Source organism: Polaromonas sp. SP1 (assembly GCF_003711205.1).
In the GTDB taxonomy this organism is placed as follows: domain Bacteria; phylum Pseudomonadota; class Gammaproteobacteria; order Burkholderiales; family Burkholderiaceae_C; genus Polaromonas.
Genome location: NZ_CP031013.1, coordinates 3759221 through 3776855, shown reverse-complemented (window position 1 = coordinate 3776855; position 17635 = coordinate 3759221). Strand labels below are relative to the sequence as shown.

16 protein-coding genes are annotated in these 17635 nt (G+C 62.9%); 7 read left to right on the top strand and 9 right to left on the bottom strand.

The genetic code is table 11. The annotated features are described in order from the left end of the window. Positions 1–95 precede the first annotated feature (95 nt). Positions 96–1058 (bottom strand): MarR family winged helix-turn-helix transcriptional regulator, encoded by a 963-nt coding sequence (locus DT070_RS17940; protein ID WP_122956625.1) that lies wholly within the window; start codon positions 1056–1058, stop codon positions 96–98. A gap of 155 nt (positions 1059–1213) precedes the next feature. Between DT070_RS17940 and DT070_RS17935 the strand changes: the two genes are divergently transcribed. Beyond that, the gene (locus DT070_RS17935; protein WP_153976341.1) at positions 1214–1687 is read left to right on the top strand and encodes a hypothetical protein; all 474 of its coding nucleotides are present in this window, start codon (positions 1214–1216) and stop codon (positions 1685–1687) included. Between the two features lie 11 nt (positions 1688–1698). Here the strand turns inward: DT070_RS17935 and DT070_RS17930 are convergent, their stop codons facing one another. Continuing rightward, the gene (locus DT070_RS17930) at positions 1699–2037 is read right to left on the bottom strand and encodes a hypothetical protein (protein ID WP_122956623.1); all 339 of its coding nucleotides are present in this window, start codon (positions 2035–2037) and stop codon (positions 1699–1701) included. Positions 2038–2261: 224 nt separating this feature from the next. Here DT070_RS17930 and DT070_RS17925 point away from each other — a divergent pair, with 224 nt between their 5' ends. After that, entirely contained in the window at positions 2262–2669 is a 408-nt protein-coding gene (locus DT070_RS17925; RefSeq protein ID WP_122956622.1) for a GNAT family N-acetyltransferase, read from the top strand. Positions 2670–2688: 19 nt separating this feature from the next. Here the strand turns inward: DT070_RS17925 and fabG are convergent, their stop codons facing one another. From fabG to DT070_RS17910, 3 genes are read right to left on the bottom strand one after another with little or no spacing between them, the layout of a single operon-like run. Beyond that, positions 2689–3432, bottom strand: a complete 744-nt coding sequence (gene fabG, locus DT070_RS17920; RefSeq protein WP_122956621.1) for a 3-oxoacyl-ACP reductase FabG — start codon at positions 3430–3432, stop codon at positions 2689–2691. Between the two features lie 55 nt (positions 3433–3487). After that, entirely contained in the window at positions 3488–5635 is a 2148-nt protein-coding gene (locus tag DT070_RS17915) for a 3-hydroxyacyl-CoA dehydrogenase NAD-binding domain-containing protein (protein WP_122956620.1), read from the bottom strand. Positions 5636–5640: 5 nt separating this feature from the next. Further along, positions 5641–6846 carry an acetyl-CoA C-acetyltransferase gene (locus DT070_RS17910; protein ID WP_122956619.1) on the bottom strand — a complete coding sequence of 402 codons (1206 nt, stop codon included), beginning with the start codon at positions 6844–6846 and terminating at the stop codon, positions 5641–5643. Positions 6847–6985: 139 nt separating this feature from the next. On the opposite strand from DT070_RS17910, the gene DT070_RS17905 reads away from it, so the two are divergent. Further along, a complete protein-coding gene (locus DT070_RS17905; protein ID WP_122956618.1) occupies positions 6986–8149 on the top strand; it encodes an acyl-CoA dehydrogenase family protein in 1164 nt (387 codons plus the stop codon). 61 nt (positions 8150–8210) lie between these two features. On the opposite strand, the gene DT070_RS17900 is transcribed toward DT070_RS17905, so the two are convergent. Both DT070_RS17900 and DT070_RS21420 read right to left on the bottom strand, forming a co-directional pair. Continuing rightward, positions 8211–9251, bottom strand: coding sequence for an OmpA family protein (locus DT070_RS17900; protein ID WP_228778452.1), 1041 nt, complete (start codon positions 9249–9251; stop codon positions 8211–8213). A 280-nt stretch (positions 9252–9531) separates the two neighbouring features. Beyond that, positions 9532–9702, bottom strand: a complete 171-nt coding sequence (locus DT070_RS21420) for a hypothetical protein (RefSeq protein ID WP_164483778.1) — start codon at positions 9700–9702, stop codon at positions 9532–9534. Positions 9703–9987: 285 nt separating this feature from the next. On the opposite strand from DT070_RS21420, the gene DT070_RS17895 reads away from it, so the two are divergent. The 3 genes from DT070_RS17895 to DT070_RS17885 all read left to right on the top strand — a co-directional run bounded on the left by DT070_RS17895 (position 9988) and on the right by DT070_RS17885 (position 13147). Next, complete coding sequence (locus DT070_RS17895) at positions 9988–10980, top strand: tripartite tricarboxylate transporter substrate binding protein (RefSeq protein ID WP_122956617.1); 993 nt, start codon at positions 9988–9990, stop codon at positions 10978–10980. Between the two features lie 117 nt (positions 10981–11097). Then, on the top strand, positions 11098–11571 hold the full coding sequence (locus DT070_RS17890) for a tripartite tricarboxylate transporter TctB family protein (RefSeq protein ID WP_122956616.1): 474 nt from the start codon (positions 11098–11100) through the stop codon (positions 11569–11571). 82 nt (positions 11572–11653) lie between these two features. Then, entirely contained in the window at positions 11654–13147 is a 1494-nt protein-coding gene (locus tag DT070_RS17885) for a tripartite tricarboxylate transporter permease (protein WP_122956615.1), read from the top strand. A gap of 21 nt (positions 13148–13168) precedes the next feature. Here the strand turns inward: DT070_RS17885 and DT070_RS17880 are convergent, their stop codons facing one another. Then, positions 13169–14218 (bottom strand): Ldh family oxidoreductase, encoded by a 1050-nt coding sequence (locus DT070_RS17880; protein WP_122956614.1) that lies wholly within the window; start codon positions 14216–14218, stop codon positions 13169–13171. Positions 14219–14494: 276 nt separating this feature from the next. Then, positions 14495–16450, bottom strand: a complete 1956-nt coding sequence (locus DT070_RS17875; RefSeq protein ID WP_122956613.1) for a PhoX family phosphatase — start codon at positions 16448–16450, stop codon at positions 14495–14497. 287 nt (positions 16451–16737) lie between these two features. Here DT070_RS17875 and DT070_RS17870 point away from each other — a divergent pair, with 287 nt between their 5' ends. Next, positions 16738–17406 carry a DsbA family oxidoreductase gene (locus DT070_RS17870; RefSeq protein WP_122956612.1) on the top strand — a complete coding sequence of 223 codons (669 nt, stop codon included), beginning with the start codon at positions 16738–16740 and terminating at the stop codon, positions 17404–17406. Positions 17407–17635 lie beyond the last annotated feature (229 nt).

Genomic DNA, 17635 nt, shown 5'->3' with positions numbered 1-17635 from the left:
CTGGCTGGACGCCTGAATTGCTTGAATTTTCCGGCGGCGCCCGCGTTTGGCGATGGGTGGCGTCGTTACCGGCGCCCGGGTGCCGCTGGAGCCACCTAGAGACGTAGTTCCCAGGTTTCCCCCACCAGGTCATGCCCGAAGCTGTGGTGGGGCTCGCTTTGGGTCAGCACAAAACCGCGCTTTGCATAAATGGCGCGGGCCGCTTCCAGCAGGCTGTTGGTCCAGAGCACCATTTTTTTGTAGCCCCTGGCGCGCGCAAACGCCAGGCATTCGTCCGTCAGCCGCCCGCCCAGGCCCAGCCCGCGCGCGCCCGGCGTGAGGATCAGCATGCGCAGCTGTGCCACCGTGGCCGATTTGCGCACCACAAACACCGCACCCACCCGTTCCCCGTCGATCTCGGCGATCCAGCATTTTTCCCAGTCCGGCTGGTAGTTCTTGAGGTATTTGCCCGCGATGTCGGCCACCAGCGCCTCGAACTCGCCGTTCCAGCCGTACTCGCGCGCGTAGATCTCGCCGTGCTGCTGCACCACCCAGCCCATGTCGCCGGGCTTCGGGTCGCGCAGGATCACGGTGCGCGTTGCGGCCGGCGCGTCCGGGCCGGCCAGCAGGCGCTGCACCGTGGTCATGGCGCTTACCAGCTTTTGCTGGTCGGCCGGCGCCAGTGCCGCCAGCAGGGCGGCCGCCTCGTCGCGCGATTGCTGCTGCAGCGGCGCAAACACGGCGTGCCCGGCGTCCGTCAGCTTCAAAAGGCTTTGCCGCGCGTCCGCCATCGAGGGCACGCGCGCCAGCCAGCCCTTGCTTTCAAAGCGCCGCAGGATGCGGCTCAGGTAGCCCGCGTCCAGCGACAGGTCGCGCCCGAGCTCCGTCGCGGTGGGCTGGTCGCGGTGGGCCAGTTCGTACAGCACCCGCACCTCCGTCAGCGAAAACTCGCTGCCCAGGTAAGGGTCAAGTACGCCGATGCGCTGCGTGTAGAAGCGGTTGAATTGGCGGATCGCCTTGATGCGGGCCGTGTCGGCCGTTGCAGAAGAAGAGGGGGCGAGGGTGTTTGACGGTGTCATGGCGGCTATCGTCAATCAATTGATTGACAAAGTCAAGTAAATTGAATCCGCTGGGCCAACTCCCCTTGCGCGTTTTGTGTTTTATTTCAGGACGTTTAACCCCGTCGCCCCAGTTGCCCCGTTTCAATCAGCTCCAACATCTATCTGGAGCTTTCTTGAAACCTCAACTCTTTGCCCCTTCGGCCGTGGGCCCGAACGACCCGCCCATAGCACCTGGCCGTACGCGCCTTGAATGGCTCACCCGTCAATTGAAACGAAAGCTGGAGATCGCCGGGCTGGCTGACACCGAAACCAAAGCGGCCGTGGTTTGGTACATGAGCCTGGGTTTCTCCCTGGGTGTCAACCGGTCGGAGCTGCAAGCTGCGTTGAGTGCAACGCCGGCGTTTCATGCGATCGCGCTCAATTTGCCGGAAGAAGAGGTCACGCAGGGAAAGCCGCCCCCTGAGTTTGCCAAGGGGCAAATCGTTGAAGTGATCGCGGCGCAGGACGATAGGGCGCGCGGCACAGCGACGGTGCGAGGCCTCTGCTGGCATCAGAAGGAAGGCCGGTGGATTTTCTTTGTCAGGGAAGGCTGCCGAAATGTGAGCAGGTTGTACGACGCCAACGATCTTCGCGCCGCCGGCGCCTAGGTCCGCCGCTTTCAGTTCAGGCCGGCAAATCCAGAGTCTCCGCGGTCTTGCGGGTCGACAACAACATCATCGATTTCGTTGATGCGCCACATCGGCGTTTCATAGGCGGCGCGGCCCTGGACTTTCACCAGGAAGGAGCTGCGCCGCTCTTCGGCTTTGAGGAGCAGCTCACAGGAGAACTCGATATGCCCCGTATCGGTGGAGACGGCGCTGATCAGTTCGTGGCTGGCCAGCGAGAGGCGCTCGGCGCTGTCGTGCGGCAGCAGTTGCTCTACCTCATAGGTCCGCAGCACGATGGAGGTGATGCGCTGGATGAGGTCGTCGATGACATCAGAGGGGTTGACGATCATGAAAAGGGCTTTTTTGGGACATTCTCCTACAAGCCCCCGTGATGTAACCGGCTAAATTGAGCTTGCGGCCTCAGGGCCGCATCCCTCCCTCTGGCCATGCCAGATTACGGCCCGGTTTGTCCGGGCTTTTTTTTGCCTGGCCTGCCTTCTGCGCCTCGGCGAACGGGCGCAACCTGCCCACCTAGAATTAATGGCAGAACCGTCACCACATCTTCCAGGGCGCCATGTCAGAAAGCACGATTGAGTACCGTCACAACTACCCGCTGGACCCTGTAGAGGTAGCACGCGTTTTCGACGCCTCCGGCATCACGCGGCCAACCGCTGATCTGCCCCGGATTGCACGCATGTTTGCGGCTCCCAGCCTCGTTATTTCTGCATGGCAGGTCGGTCGCCTGGTCGGTGTCAGCCGATCGCTCACCGACTACAGCTATTGCTGCTACCTGTCTGATCTGGCGGTGGACAAAGCGCTTCAAGGCAAAGGCATTGGTACCGAGCTGATTCGCCGGACGCAAAGAATCATCGGAGACGAGGTTTCCCTCATCCTGTTATCTGCACCCGGCGCCATGTCTTACTACCCGGCGGTGGGCTTTGAGCAGGCCGTGAATGCCTTTGTCATCAGGCGCAAGAAATAGCGTCGGCGTTTGCGGCGTTTTAAACCGACATTCCTCCCGACACCTCGATCACGGCCCCATTGATGTAGCTGGCCTCGTCGCTCGCCAGAAACGCGTAGACGCTTGCAATCTCCTCGGGCCGCCCCAGCCGCCTGAGCGGCACATGCGCTTCCATCTCCTTGAGCACCTTGTCCGGGATCGTGTTCAGGATCGGCGTCGCGACAAAGCCCGGCGCCACTGCATTGACGCGCACGCCCTTGGGGCCCAGTTCGCGGCTCCAGGTTTTCGTAAAGCCGATCACGCCGAACTTGCTGGCCGCGTAATTTGTCTGGCCGAAGTTCCCGTAGATACCGACGACCGAGCTGGCGTTGAGGATCACACCGCTGCCCTGGGCCACCATGGTGTCGGCCACCGCTTGCGCGCAATGAAAGACGCCGCGCAGGTTGACGTCGATGACTTTGTCGAATTGTTCCAGCGTCATCTTCTGCAGGCGTGCGTCCTGTGTGATGCCGGCGTTGTTGACGAGCACGTCGATGCGGCCGAACTGGTCTTTGACTTTGCCGATCACGGCATCGACCATGGCGCGTTGCGTTACGTCCATCACATAACCCACGGGCTGGGCGCCCAGGGCCTGGCATTGTTTGACGGCTTCGTCCACGCCGGCTTGCTTGACGTCGCAAACGATCACGGTCGCGCCTTCCTCCGCAAATTTGAGGGCGGTGGCCAGGCCTATGCCCTGGGCGCCGCCGGTGATGATGCTGATCTTGTTCTTGAGTCTTGGCATGAAATGGATGGAGTAGGTGGAGCTGAAGATGAATGAAAAGGGTGAACAGTGAAGCTCAATAGACCGGCTGGTGCTTGCGAATCGCGTCTTTGACGACGTCCGTCAGCGCAAAGCCGGGGCCGAATTTGGCAGCCAAGCCCGCACAGCGGGTGACAAAGGCGTCAACACCCATGCCGTAAATGAACTGCATCGCGCCGCCCGTCCAGGCCGGAAAGCCGATGCCGAAGATGGAGCCGATATTGGCGTCGTGCACGGTGGTGAGCACACCTTCGCTCAGGCAGCGGGCGGTTTCCACCGCCTGGCGGTAGAGCAGGCGGTCCTTGAGTTCGTGGATGTCCCAGGCCGCACCGGGTTTTTCAAACAAGGCTTTGAGTTCAGGCCACAGGTGCTTCTTCGCCCCCGGCTCTGTGGGGTAGTCGTAAAAGCCACCGCCGGCAGCGCGCCCGGGGCGTTTTAACTCTTTCACCATGCGCTCGACCAGCAGCTCGCCGGGCGTGGCGGTGTAGGTTTTTCCTTCGGCGGTGAAGTCGGTGCGTGTCTGGTCCAGCACATGCACGCTCAGCGACAGCGCGGTTTCATCCAGCACGGCCAGCGGGCCTACCGGCATGCCGGCCTGCAAGCCGGCGTTTTCAATCGCGGCGGCGGGTATGCCTTCGCCCAGCATGGCGGCGCCTTCCATCACAAAGGTGCCGAAGGTGCGGCTGGTGTAGAAGCCGCGCGAGTCATTCACCACGATGGGGATCTTGCCCAGCGCCTGCACATAGTCAAAGGCGCGGGCCACGGTTTCATCGTCGGTCTGTTGGCCGCGAATGATCTCGACCAGCTTCATCTTGTCGACCGGGCTGAAGAAGTGGATGCCGATGAATTTCTCGGGCTTGGCGCTGGCCGTGGCCAGGCTGGAGATCGGCAAGGTCGAGGTGTTCGAGGCAAAAAATCCGCCCGGCGCCAGCAGCGGCTCGGCCTCCTGCGTGACTTTGGCCTTGAGGTCGCGCCGCTCGAACACCGCCTCAATGATCAGGTCGCAACCCGCCAGCTCGCTCACCTGGTCGGTGGCAGTGATGCGCGAGAGCAGGGCGCTTTGCTCGGCCGCCGTCATGCGGCCTTTGTCCACACGCGGTGCGGTGATCTTGCTGCTGTAAGCCTTGCCGACATCGGCCTTTTCCTGGTTCACGTCCTTTAACACCGTGGCAATGCCTTTGGCGGCCTGCGCGTAAGCAATGCCCGCACCCATCATGCCGGCGCCCAGCAGGCCGACCTTGTTGGGCCTGAAGCGCGGCACCTTGGACGGGCGCGACTGCCCGTTCTTGATGGCGTTCATGTTGAAGAAAAAGGTGTTGATCATGGCCTTGGCGTTCGTGCCGGTCATGAGTTTCGCGAGGTAGCGGCTTTCGATGCGATACGCGGTTTCCAGGTCGACCAGTGCGCCTTCGACCATGCAGGCCATGATGGCCTCGGGGGCCGGGTAGAGCCCGCGCGTTTGTTTCTTGAGCATGGCAGGCGCGACGCTGAGCGCCGCCGCGATCTTGGGGTTGGCCGGTGTGCCGCCGGGGATTTTGTAGTCTTTGGCGTCCCACGGCTGTTGTGCCGCTGGGTTGGCGGCGATCCAGGCCAGCGCCTTGCCGCGCAGCGCAGCTGCATCGGCCACCAGTTCGTGCACCAGGCCTAGCTCCAGCGCCTGGCGCGGCCCGAATGTCTTGCCTTCGACGAGGTAAGGCTGCGCGCCCATCAGGCCCAGGTGGCGCGTCATCTTGGTCACGCCGCTCGCGCCGGGCAAGAGGCCCAGTGTCACTTCAGGCAGGCCGAACTGTGTTTTGGCATCGTCCACCGCCACGCGGTAATGGCCAACCAATGCGACCTCCCAGCCGCCACCCAGGGCCGTGCCGTTAAGGCAACTGGCCACTGGGATGCCCAGCGTTTCCAGGGCACGGAAGTTTTTCTTGACGCGCTCGACTTCGGCATACGCCTTGGGCGCATCGGCCGGTGTGAGGCGCATCACGGCCTTGAGGTCGGCGCCGGCAAAAAAAGTGCTCTTGGCGGACGCGAGGATGACGCCCTTGAGTGCAGCCTTGTCTTTCACGGCCTGAGCAGTGACTTCGCTCAGGTCGTCCTGCCATTGCAGGCACATGGTGTTGACGGGAGAGTCCGGCTCGTCGAAGGTGATGGTGGCGATGCCGTTGTCGATCTGGTATTTGATGGTCTTCATGGCACTCAGACTCTTTCAATAATGGTGGCAATGCCCATGCCGCCGCCCACACACAGCGTGGCCAGGCCGTAGCGCAACTTGCGACGGTGCAGCTCGTCAATCAGCGTGCCCAAAATCATTGCCCCTGTCGCGCCCAGGGGGTGGCCCATGGCAATCGCGCCGCCGTTCACATTGACTTTTTCGTGCGGCACCTTCATCTCTTTCATGAAGCGCATCACCACCGCGGCAAACGCTTCGTTCACCTCGAACAAATCAATCTGGTCCACCGTCATGCCAGCCTTGGCCAGTGCCTTGCGGGTGGCCGGCATAGGCCCGGTCAGCATGATGGTCGGGTCGGCGCCGCTCAGTGCCGCAGCCACAATGCGGGCGCGCGGCTTGAGGCCGTGCGTTTTGCCGGCGGCTTCGGAGCCCACGAGTACGGCGGCAGCGCCGTCCACAATTCCCGACGAGTTGCCGGCGTGGTGCACATGGTGGATTCGCTCGACCTGCGGGTAGCGCTGCAGCGCCACCGCATCAAAGCCCATTGCGCCCAGTTGCTCGAACGCAGGTTTGAGCGAGGCCAGGCCGTCCAGCGTGGTCTGGGGTTTGATGAATTCGTCTTCGCCCAGAATCGTCTGGCCCAGGAAGTCTTTGACGGGTACTACCGAGTTGGCAAAGTAGCCGGCGGCGCGCGCCCTGGCGGCGCGTTGCTGGCTTTCCAGCGCAAAGGCGTCCACGTCGGTGCGGTTGAAGCCTTCTATCGTGGCGATCAGGTCGGCGCCTACGCCCTGGGGCACAAACAGCGTGGCGCTGTTGGTTTCCGGGTCTTGCGCCCAGGCGCCGCCGTCGGCGCCTATCGGCACGCGGCTCATGCTTTCCACGCCGCCGGCCACCACCAGGTCTTCCCAGCCTGAACGCACTTTTTGCGCGGCCATGTTCACGGCCTCCAGGCCCGAAGCGCAAAAGCGGTTGACCTGCACGCCCGAGGCCCGGAAGTCCCAGCCGGCCTTGAGGGCCGCGACCTTGGCGATCACCGAGCCTTGCTCGCCCACGGGCGAGACCACACCCATGACCACGTCGTCCACCGCCGCGGTGTCAAAGCCGTTGCGCTGCTGCAGATCGGTCAGCACACCGGCCAGCAGGTTGACGGGTTTGACTTCATGCAGGCTGCCGTCTTTTTTGCCTTTGCCGCGCGGTGTGCGGATGGCGTCGTAGATGAATGCTTCGGTCATGGGGGTTCCTCTGGAGGACGGAGAAGGGTGTCAGGACGCGCCGGGGCGGGCCGGGTGGCGCTGTTGAAGTATATTCATTTCACAAAGCAGCCGCTTTGCATAAATAGATTGACGGGTTTTCTGCCCTACAGGTGACACCATGATCGAACGCAGCCTCTTCAGCCCCGACCACGAAGCCTTTCGCGATGCCTTTCGCCGCTTCATGGAAAAGGAAATCGCACCCTTCCACGAACAGTGGGAAGAGCAGGGTTATGTCGACCGCAAAGTCTGGAACAAGGCGGGCGAAAACGGTTTTTTGTGCATGACCATGCCTGAGGAATACGGCGGCTCGGGCGCAGACAAGCTCTACTCCGTGATCCAGATGGAAGAGCTCGGGCGCGGCGGCTTCACCGGCATCGGCTACGGCCTGCACAGTGAGATCGTGGCGCCGTACATCCTGCACTACGGCACCGAAGCGCAAAAGCAGAAATACCTGCCCAGGCTCGCCAGCGGCGAAATGGTCGGCGCCATCGCTATGAGCGAGCCCGCTGCCGGCTCAGACCTGCAAGGCGTCAAGACCACCGCCATCAAGCAGGCCGACGGCAGCTACCTGCTCAACGGCAGCAAGACTTTCATCACCAACGGCTGGCATGCCGACCTGGTCATCGTGGTGGCCAAGACCGACCCGGCCGCCGGCGCCAAAGGCACCAGCCTGATGCTGGTGGAGCGCGGCATGCCCGGTTTTGAAACCGGCAAGCGCCTGAAGAAGCTGGGGATGAAGGCACAAGACACGTCGGAGCTGTTCTTCACCGACGTGAAAGTGCCGGCCGACAACCTGCTGGGCGGGCAAGCACACGAGAACCGCGGTTTTATCTGCCTGATGGAGCAACTGCCCTGGGAGCGCCTGCAGATCGCCATCACGGCGGTGTCGTCCGCCCAGGCGGCCATCGACTGGACGGTCGCTTATGTGAAAGATCGCAAGGTGTTCGGCCAGCCGGTGGCCAGCTACCAGAACACGCGTTACACGCTGGCCGAGCTGCAGACCGAGGTGCAGGTGGCGCGTGTGTTTGTCGACAAATGCGTGGAGCTGGTGGCGCAGGACAAGCTGGACACCGCCACTGCCAGCATGGCCAAGTACTGGTGCAGCGACCTGCAATGCAAGGTGATGGACGAATGTGTGCAGCTCTTCGGCGGCTACGGCTACATGTGGGAATACCCCATTACCCGCGCCTACGCCGATGCCCGCGTGCAGCGTATTTACGGCGGCACGAATGAAATCATGAAGGAAGTGATTTCACGGGCGATGGGCCTGGGCGCGAAATAACATTCGCACAAAAAGCAAAAGCCGGCGTCTGCCGGCTTTTGCGAGGGGTGGGCGCGAGCCTTTAGTTCACGCGGCGTTCAATAACAATTTCCTCGACTTCCACACGACGGTTAGGCGCCAGGCAGGCGATCAGGTCGGCGCGCTTGCGGTCATTGCAGGTTACGACCGGGTTGCTTTCGCCCTTGCCGACGGCGGTCAGGCGGCTGGTATTGACACCCTTGCTGCCGAGGTAGCTCTTCACCGCGTCCGCACGGCGCTGCGACAGTTTGAGGTTGTAGGCATCGGACCCAAGGCGGTCGGTATAGCCGGTCACGGTGATGTTGCCGTTGAAGTTGCCGCCCATCAGGTTTTGTGCAATCTGGTCCAGCTTGGGCTGCGCGCCTGCCAGCTCGGCACTGTCAAAGGCGAACAGTTCGGTGGCCGACAAGGTCACTTTTTCGAAACGTGCAGGAGGGGCAGGAGGTGGCGGCGGCGGGGTGACCATGGGCTGTGGTGCAGGTGGCGGGCTGTATTGGGCCACCACCGGCTGAACCGGCTTGTCGAAGTAATAGCTCAGGCCGACGTTCACCGTGTTGGTGTTGGCGTGGTCAAAGCCGAAAGTATTGCCGCGCAGGTAGGTGCGGGTGCGACGCAAGTCGGCCTGCATGAACCACTGGTCGGACAAGCCCAGCTGGAAGCCCAGGCCGAGGTTCAGGTAGGGCGATGTTTTGCTGGCGTTGGGCAGTTTGTCCCGCTCGGCGCCGATACCGGCCAGCAGGAAGGGGCGGAAGTTGCTGTTGCGGTTGAACATGTAGAGCCCGTCCACCCCGAGGGTGGCTTGCTCAAAGCGCCGGCCGTTGTTGGTGCCGCGGGCCAGGCTGCCGCCTAGCTGCATGTCCCATGAAGGCGACACGGCCTTACCAAAGCGCAGTCCCACACCGCCCAGGTTCTTGTTGCCGTTGAAACGGGAGTCCGGATCCACCACGGTGACCTGCGGCATGATGTACCAGGACGGGTTGGGGATGTCGTACATCGAGGTGGTGGTCTGCGCCATCACGGCGCCGGGGCTAAGGCAGGCAAACAGGGTCGCCGCAGCAAGGGGCGCGAGATGGTTGAACTTCATGGGTCCTCCGGAAGAAATAGCGGTTTAAGAGTTGGTTTGTGTACGCCTGGTTGTTTCCTCTGGCGTGTTGCAACACTACGCTTGCCAATTGCCCTGTATGTGAGACGTGACGACTACCTGTCATGCGAAAGCGCCTACGTCGCATGGATTAGTGCGCTGACGCACATAGGGGTCACCTGGCTTGCGAACGATGCGTGCCGGCAGACGTGAAAAAGCCCCGTGGCCAGGCCACAGGGCTTTATTGCAGGGTCGAAAGCTGTGTGCGGGCGCAACCCCAGGCTCAGGACGGGTCTTTGCTGCGGGTGCGGCTCACGGCGCTGAAGATGCCGATGCCCAGGAAGATCAGCGCGCCGATTCCGATGTAGAGGTGCGGAACGCCGGCCACCACAGCGGCCCAGATGACGCCGCCCAGAAAAATTACGAAACCGATCATGTAAAGCGCGAAGGACATGGTTCTTCTCCAGTTAGTTATGGCATCTACTGTGGGTTGGGAAGATAAGGGGGACTATCGGGGAGAAGCGCTGATGCGTGTCAGCGCGGGCCTACTGTGCGGTGTGGCGAGCGCGGCAACCCAAGGTGTGAATATTTGTCAATCGTCATACGATACTATGGTTCACCCTAGTGTCCCGGGGTGGCAATTGTTCTAGAGTCAACGGGCTTTGCAAGGCTCCTTTGCTTGCAGCGTGAGTGACTTCATACAACACACGGGTCCCCCGTGCCATCCAAGGAGACATCGATGCTTGCCCCTTCCCGCCGTTCCTTTGTTGCTCGCGCCGCCGGCGCTGCGGCCTGCCTGGCTTTGGCAGCCGCCGCTCTGCCAGCTGCCGCACAGGGCTATCCAAGCCGACCCGTGACGCTGATCGTTCCCTGGGGCGCCGGTGGCGGCACCGACGCCACGGCCCGCATCGTGGGAAGCCTGCTTGAAAAGGAAATCGGCCAGCCGGTCACCGTGGTCAACCGCACGGGCGGCAACGGCGTGGTGGGGCATGCGGCCATCGCTGCGGCCCCGCCAGACGGCTACACCATCGGCATGGCCACGGTCGAGATCAGCATGATGCATTGGCAAGGCCTGACCGAACTCTCCGGTGCGTCCTACACACCGCTGGGCCTGGTCAATGCCGACCCCGCCGGCGTGCAGGTGCGTGCCGACGCACCGTATAAAACCATCAACGATCTGCTGGCGGCCGTCAAGGCTAATCCCGGCAAGTTCAAGGCTTCGGGTACGGGGCAGGGCGGGATCTGGCATCTGGCCATAGCCGGCATGCTGCGCGACCAGAAGATCGACCCGGCCGCAGTGCCCTGGGTGCCCAGCAACGGCGCGGCGCCCGGTCTGCAGGACATGATCGCCGGCGGCGTCGAGATCGCTCCTGTGTCGCTGCCTGAAGCGCGCGCGCTGATTGACGCCGGCAAGGTCAAAAGCCTGGCGATCATGAACGACAAGCCTTCGGCGCTGTACCCCAACGTGCCCACGCTCAAGTCCGCCACCGGCAGCGACTGGACCATGGCCGCATGGCGCGGCATCGTTGCGCCCAAGGGCATTCCCGCGGAGGCTCGCGACAAGATCAGCGCAGCCCTCAAGAAGATTGTTGCCAGCAAGGAATACACAGACTTCATGGCCAGCCGCGGCTTCGGCGTGATCTATGCAGGCCCTGATGATTTCGCCAAATTCATGGCCAAGTCTGACGCCGAACTTGGCGCGACGATGAAAGCCGTGGGCATCGCCAAGTAACCGCTGCCTTGCGGCTGCTGCATTTCCAGCGCGGCGGGAGACGGAAGGCTTGCCCTTCCTGCTTCCGGCTTCCCGCTACCGGCTTCCCGCTACCGGCCTTGACTCGAAAGCCTTCGCATGAAAATCAATGACGCCATTTTCGGGCTGGTGCTGGCCATCCTCGGAGGGTTGGTCCTGTTCACGGTCCAGTCCTTTCCCAAAATTCCGGGTCAACAGGTGGGCCCGGCGCTGTTCCCCGGCCTGATTGCCAGCGGCATTCTGGTTTGCGGCATCGTCCTCATCGTGCGCGGCTGGCTTGCGCGCAAGGCGGCGCCTTGGGTAATGGCCGGCGACGGATTGCGGTCTCCCCGTCATGCGGCCGGCCTGGTACTGCTGCTGGGGTCGGTGATTTTTTATATCTTCGTGGCGCAAAAGCTGGGCTTTCTGCCGACGGCCGTCATCATCCTCACCCCCATGTTCTACGTGCTGCGGGTGCCTCTGGGCAAGTCGCTTTTGATCGCCGTGATCGCCAGCCTCGTCATCCATTTCATGTTCTACAAGCTGCTGCGGGTGCCCCTTCCGTGGGGCGTTCTTGTCAATTACAGCTGGTAAGCGCGGTTCTGCGTACGTGCGCCGGCACGTCGCCGCCATAAAACTTCCAACAACACGCCCATTGCGCAGGAGTTGACCATTCATGTGGACCGCAGTAGCCCAGGCCTTTTCCATGGTGTTCGAGCCGTACACCCTGATGGTGATCGTGATCGCCTCTTTTTACGGCCTTTTTGTTGGCGCCGTCCCCGGCCTCACGGCCACCATGGCCACCGCGCTGTTGGTGCCGGTGACTTTCTTCATGGCGCCTGTGCCCGCCGTGGCGGCGATCGTCACGGCCACCGCCATGGCCATTTTTTCAGGGGACATTCCGGGCTGCCTGCTGAGAATCCCCGGCACGCCCGCGTCTGCCGCCTACACGGATGAAGCGTTCGCATTGACGCGCAAGGGGCAGGCCGAAGTCGCACTGGGTGCGGGCCTGGTGTTTTCCGCCGTGGGGGGCCTGTTCGGCACCGCGGTGCTGATCCTCGCTGCGCCGGCGCTGGCCGACTTCGCCATCCACTTCAGTTCGTTCGAATACTTCTGGCTCGTTTTGCTGGGCCTGACCTGCGCGGTTTTCATCACGTCCGACCGACCGTTCAAGGGCATCATCGCGCTGCTTCTCGGTTTGATGGTGGCGTGTGTGGGCCTGAACAACCCGGGCGGCTATCCGCGCTTTACTTTCGGCAATGCCGAGATGATGGGCGGCATCGGCATGATCTCCATGATGATCGGCATGTTCGCCATCTCGGAAATCATTCGCTACGTGGTGGACACCAACCCGCCGGGCGAGTTGGTGGTGGAGCAGGTGGGCAATGTCCTGAAGGGGCAGTGGAAGCTGGCCAAAAAATACCCGGTGCAAATCCTGCGCGGCAGCGTGCTGGGCACGGCGGTGGGCGCTTTGCCCGGTGCGGGTGCGGACATTGCGGCGTGGATGTCTTACGCCATGAGCAAGAAGTTTTCCAAAGAGCCCGAGAAGTTCGGCACCGGCCATGTCGAAGGCATTGTGGAGTCGGGGTCGGCCAACAACAGTGCGCTGGCCGGCGCGTGGATTCCGGCGCTGGTGTTCGGCATCCCGGGCGACTCCATCACGGCCATCGTGATCGGCGTGCTCTATATGAAGAACATGAACCCGGGGCCGACGCTTTTCACGACCAACCCGCAGAACATCTACGCCATCTTCCTGATTTTCATCCTGGCCAACATCATCATGATTCCGCTGGGCATTTTGTGCATCAAGGCGGCCAAAAAGATCCTCAAGGTGCCGCGCAACATCCTGATGCCCATCATCCTGCTCTTTTGCATCGTGGGCACGTTCGCCATCAACAACTCGGTCTTCGACATCACCATCATGCTGATCGCCGGCGTGATTGCCTACCTGCTCGAGGAAAACGGGTTTCCCATTTCTCCGGCCATCCTGGGCGTCGTGCTGGGCGGCATGCTGGAGGAAAACTTCATCACCTCCATGATCAAGTCGGACGGCAATGTCATGGCGTTTGTCAGCCGGCCGATTGCGGCCACGCTGGCGGTGATCACCGTGCTGGTCTGGACGACGCCGCTGATAATGCGCCAGTTGCGGCAGCGCCGCCGACTGGCTTGAACCGGGCCGGCAAGCTCCGCGTCAGGTCGTGGCGGCCGGCTCCGTCACGCCCAGCTTGATCGCCCAGCTGGAAAGCGCCGGCAGGATGGACGGGTAGAGCGCGACACCGGCCTTCTTCTGTTCGGCTGCCAGCGCGACGCCTTTTTCGCCGGGCGTGCGCACCGCCTGGCCTTCGTGCGCCGGGCGCGAGGCGCGGCAGGCATCGGTCACGTGCCCGGTTTGCCGCGTGAAGGCGTCCAGCCCCGCAAACGCGCGCGGGTCGATGATTTGCAGGAACACGGTGGCGCCCCAGCCTTCCTTCGCGTCTGCGCGCCCGTGGCCTGCCAGGCCGCCGGTGAGCGCTTCCACCAGCAGCGTCAGCCCGTAACCCTTGTGCCCTGAATCCATGCCGCCCAACGGCAGGATGGTGCCCTTGGGTTCGTCAAACAACACCGCGGGGTTGTCGCTGGCCGTGCCGTGGCCGTCCATCACCCAGGCGGCGGGCAGGCGTTTGCCTTCCTTGTGCAGGCGGTTGGTCAGGCCGTTGGTGGTCGCCGAGGTGGAAACATCCATCAAAACCGGCACGCCGCCGGTGGGAATGCCGGCCGAGATCGGGTTGGGCGTGAACACGGCGTCCAGCCCGCCGAAAGGCGCCACGCTGGCGGTGTTCGGGTCTGAGCAGGTGAGCAGCATGACCAGGCCCTGGTCGGTGGCGCGCTGGAGGTAGGCCGCCAGGCAGGCGATGTGGTGGCTGCGGCGGATCACCACGGTGCAGGTGCCCTGGATGGCCGCGCGTTCGGTGGCCAGCGCCATGGCTTGCAGCACCAGCCAGGGCCCGGGCAGGCGGCGCCCGTCCCAGGTGACGGCGGCGGGGTGGTCCGCCAGCACGGTGGGCGCGCCCAGCTTTTCCATGGCGCCGGACTCCAGCTCGCCCAGGTAGCCGGGCAGCAGGGCCAGGCCGTGGGTGTTGTGGCCCATCAGGTCGCCTTCGACCAGGATGCTTGCCACCGCGGCAGCTTTGGCGGGCTCAAGCCCTGAGGCCGTCAGCAGGTTTTCGGCAAAGGTGACAAGGTCCTGGTAGCGGTATTGCATGGTGTTGTCTCTCGGTTGCTCTGTTTTTAATGGCACAATGTCCAGGCGCTGATTGGGCTTGAGGTCGATTTTGTCCTCAATGCGGGCGCTTGGGCATGCGGGGTGCTCCTCATTCTAGAGACCGTGCGCCTGGGCTGCAGCGGCGCCAAGGCATTGCCGGCCGGCAGGGGCGCCGCCATGAAAAAAGCGGAAAACAGGCCTTGAGCCCGCTTTCCGCTTGAACACCGGCCTTGTGCCGGTGGCCGGTGGCTAGTTGCTAATTGCCAATTTTTTGAATCAGCCGAGCTTGATGCTGCTCGGATCGGCGGTGAGGTAACCCACAGCCGCGCCGAAGCGGTCCTTGTAGTTCGCACGCACCAGCGGGTCCAGCACGGCCTGCACCTTGCCGTGCAGCGAGTTCCAGTCACCGGGATGCTGGAAGTTGCTCATGATGTAGGTCCAGCCGTTGAGGTCATCCACCACGTGCAGGCCGGTGGCTTCGGCACCTGCGGGCATGGACATCAGGCGCGACAGCTGTTTCGTGTCGACGTTGTAGGCCCAGATGAAGTTGTTGACGTGCGAGCCGCTGTCTTCGCCGATGAAGAGGGTGCGCATTTTTTCCGAGAACTTCAGGTTGTCCGGGTTGGCGATCTTGTCGGGGTGGGCCTTGTTGCCCAGCGCATCGGCGGCGATGTCTTCACCGATGATCAGCGCCTTGGTGTGCACCGGCATCCATTCGCTGTTGATGGCGTTGCCGCCCAGGTCTTTCTGGCCGCCGTCGAGTTTGTGCGCCATCACGCCGCCGGCAACCAGGGCTTTGTCCAGGGCAATGCCGCTGGCCGCGTTCCAGCCCTTGCCGGTCTTGACCATGGAGTCCACGATGTTTTGCAGCGCAGAGTAGGCGACCTTGTCCTTGATGTTGACGGTGGTGCCTTCCATTTTGGAAAAACCCATGCTGCCGCCCATCAGGTAGGCGTAGCGGTGTGTCTCGAGGAAGGCGGCGGCCTTTTCCATGCCCGGCTTGACCTTGATCCAGTTCGGGTTGCCGTTGTAGAACACCTTGGTGAAGCTGGCGTCCGATGGGTCGGCCTTGAGCACCGTCATGATGTCGGCGGGCTTGAGGGTGTCTGCCATCTTTTCGATTTCGGCGCTGGTGGCGTGGCCCAGTTTGATCCAGGAAATCTTCGCGCCTTCCGCGGCCGGGTCGATCGAGAAGCCACTACCCAGCTTGCCGACGTAGAGCGTGCCCGACGAGAGGTCTTTTTCGCGGTCGGCCACAAAGACAAAGAGGCCGCTGTTGGTGGCGTCGTCGCCCATCAGCACGGTGCGGTTGTCGGGCATCACCTGCACCAGTTCGTGCGAGATGCGGCCCATGTTGTAGTGCTTCTTCACGCTGCCGGTGCCGTCGGGGTGCACGGTGACTTCCGGCAGGTGGCCGTAGTGGTAGGGGTTGGCCTTGCTCTCGTCGCCGTAGACGTTCTTGCTGAACTTCTTGAACTGCGCGCTCTCGGCGGCAAACGGCGCGTCGGGCTCGTACTCTTCGCTGGAGAGGTGGGTGTTCCAGGGCGAGAGGCTGGCGCCGCAGGTGATCCACAGGCCGTGGGCTTTGGACATGTCCACGTTGTGGTACTTCACCAGGCTCAGCTTGCCGGTAGCCTGGTCCTGGTCCAGCGTCAGCACGGCGATGGGCGAGGGCAGGTTGCCGTAAGCGTCGGCGCCGGCCTGGTCGCGCGTGGTGTACTCAAACTGCACCACGGCAAACACCGCCTTGCCCTTGACGCCGGGCACGTTGGCGTTGGACAGGCCCAGCAGCGAGGTGCCGTCGGGGCCGTCCGAGAAGATCTGGCGTTCTTTGCCTGGCACCGAACGGTCGATGATGGGCTGGTTGTTGATGTCCACATAACCGCCGGCCAGGATGGTGCCGCCCTTGCCGTCCGGCACCATGTCGCCGGTGACAAAGAAGGGCTGGTAGGCCAGCTTGTAGCTTTGCGTGCTGTTGTCCCTGAGCTGGACCTGAAGGCTGGAACCCACGGTGGTGGTGGCCATGGCGGCTGCATTGGCAAGCGTCGGCGCGGCCATCGACGAGAAGCTGGACGACAGGTAATTGCCCGCTGCAGCCGGGCCGCTGCCGGTGGCGCAGCCCGCAAGCAGCGTGCTGGAAGCCAATGCGCCCAGCGGCAGCATGGGCGCGGTCGCCAGGAACTTCAGGGCGGTGCGGCGGGAGGGGTTTGCGGGGTGGGCCAGGTCGGACATTGTTCTGTTTTCCAGGTTGTCAGGTGGGGAGGAGTCGCGAAGAGGCAGCCCGTGGATTCCGGCAAGGAGCGTGGCCAGGCTGCGCTGCCGGAATCTTAGGAAGCTTGTGTGACAGTTTCTTGAAACACCCAGCTGCCACGGGCGGCCTGGCTGCCACAAACAGGCCTGCTGAATGGCGGGCGGCCGCTGATAACCCCGCCGGGGGTACTTGAATATGCCGCGGCGCGCCGCAAGCTGTACCTCCACGGGCCAAAATCGGCCTACGCAAAAATCCCAAGGTACCGACCATGACCACCAAGCTCAAAATCGATTTCGTGTCCGACGTTTCCTGCCCGTGGTGCGTCATTGGCCTGAAGTCGCTCGACCAGGCGCTGGAGCGCGTGCGCGGCGACATCAGCGCCGAACTGCATTTCCAGCCCTTTGAGCTCAACCCCCAGATGGCGCCCGAGGGCCAGGAAATCACCGAGCACATCACGCAGAAATACGGCATCACAGCCGCGCAGGCGCAGGCCAACCGCGAGAACATCCGCGCGCGCGGCGCGCAGGTCGGCTTCAAGTTCAGCATGGCCGACGAACCCGGCGGCGGGCGCAGCCGCATCTACAACACCTTTGATGCGCACCGCCTGCTGCACTGGGCCGAGCTGGAAAGCCCGGCCAAACAAAAGGTGTTGAAGGAAACCCTGTTCAAGGCCTACTTCACCGACGGCCAGAGCCCGGCCTCGCACGATGTGCTGGTAAAGGCCGCCGTCAGCGCGGGCCTTGACGAAGCCCGTGCACGCGAGGTGCTGGCCTCGGACGAATACGCCGACGACGTGCGCGAGCGCGAACAGTTCTACCTGACGCAGGGCATCCATTCGGTGCCGGCCGTCATCATCAATGACCGCCATTTAATCTCCGGCGGGCAACCTGCCGAAGTGTTTGAGCAGGCGCTGCGGCAGATCGCCGCAGCCGGTTAATCGCCGCCGCTTCTTCGGCCCCTCCTGGCGCGCGGCATCTCAAAGCTGCGGGGGTGTGCGCATCCGCGTGCTATTGATTTGATAGCTGCCTGCCAAGGTGTGTAAAGGGCTTGAGGCACATTTGACCCATAACTTTGGATTGGCAGCGGCGCCGGATACCGGCGCGGCGCTCTCCTACAAAGTTGGCTGTGCTTGCCTGACCATGGGGAATTTGCTCCCGCGAGACGAT

Coding starts and splice junctions, on each gene's coding strand:
- DT070_RS17940 (WP_122956625.1), bottom strand. CDS start 1,058: ATGACACCGTCAAACACCCTCGCCCCCTCTTCTTCTGCAACGGCCGAC.
- DT070_RS17930 (WP_122956623.1), bottom strand. CDS start 2,037: ATGATCGTCAACCCCTCTGATGTCATCGACGACCTCATCCAGCGCATC.
- DT070_RS17925 (WP_122956622.1), top strand. CDS start 2,262: ATGTCAGAAAGCACGATTGAGTACCGTCACAACTACCCGCTGGACCCT.
- fabG (WP_122956621.1), bottom strand. CDS start 3,432: ATGCCAAGACTCAAGAACAAGATCAGCATCATCACCGGCGGCGCCCAG.
- DT070_RS17915 (WP_122956620.1), bottom strand. CDS start 5,635: ATGAAGACCATCAAATACCAGATCGACAACGGCATCGCCACCATCACC.
- DT070_RS17910 (WP_122956619.1), bottom strand. CDS start 6,846: ATGACCGAAGCATTCATCTACGACGCCATCCGCACACCGCGCGGCAAA.
- DT070_RS17905 (WP_122956618.1), top strand. CDS start 6,986: ATGATCGAACGCAGCCTCTTCAGCCCCGACCACGAAGCCTTTCGCGAT.
- DT070_RS17900 (WP_228778452.1), bottom strand. CDS start 9,251: ATGAAGTTCAACCATCTCGCGCCCCTTGCTGCGGCGACCCTGTTTGCC.
- DT070_RS21420 (WP_164483778.1), bottom strand. CDS start 9,702: ATGTCCTTCGCGCTTTACATGATCGGTTTCGTAATTTTTCTGGGCGGC.
- DT070_RS17895 (WP_122956617.1), top strand. CDS start 9,988: ATGCTTGCCCCTTCCCGCCGTTCCTTTGTTGCTCGCGCCGCCGGCGCT.
- DT070_RS17890 (WP_122956616.1), top strand. CDS start 11,098: ATGAAAATCAATGACGCCATTTTCGGGCTGGTGCTGGCCATCCTCGGA.
- DT070_RS17885 (WP_122956615.1), top strand. CDS start 11,654: ATGTGGACCGCAGTAGCCCAGGCCTTTTCCATGGTGTTCGAGCCGTAC.
- DT070_RS17880 (WP_122956614.1), bottom strand. CDS start 14,218: ATGCAATACCGCTACCAGGACCTTGTCACCTTTGCCGAAAACCTGCTG.
- DT070_RS17875 (WP_122956613.1), bottom strand. CDS start 16,450: ATGTCCGACCTGGCCCACCCCGCAAACCCCTCCCGCCGCACCGCCCTG.
- DT070_RS17870 (WP_122956612.1), top strand. CDS start 16,738: ATGACCACCAAGCTCAAAATCGATTTCGTGTCCGACGTTTCCTGCCCG.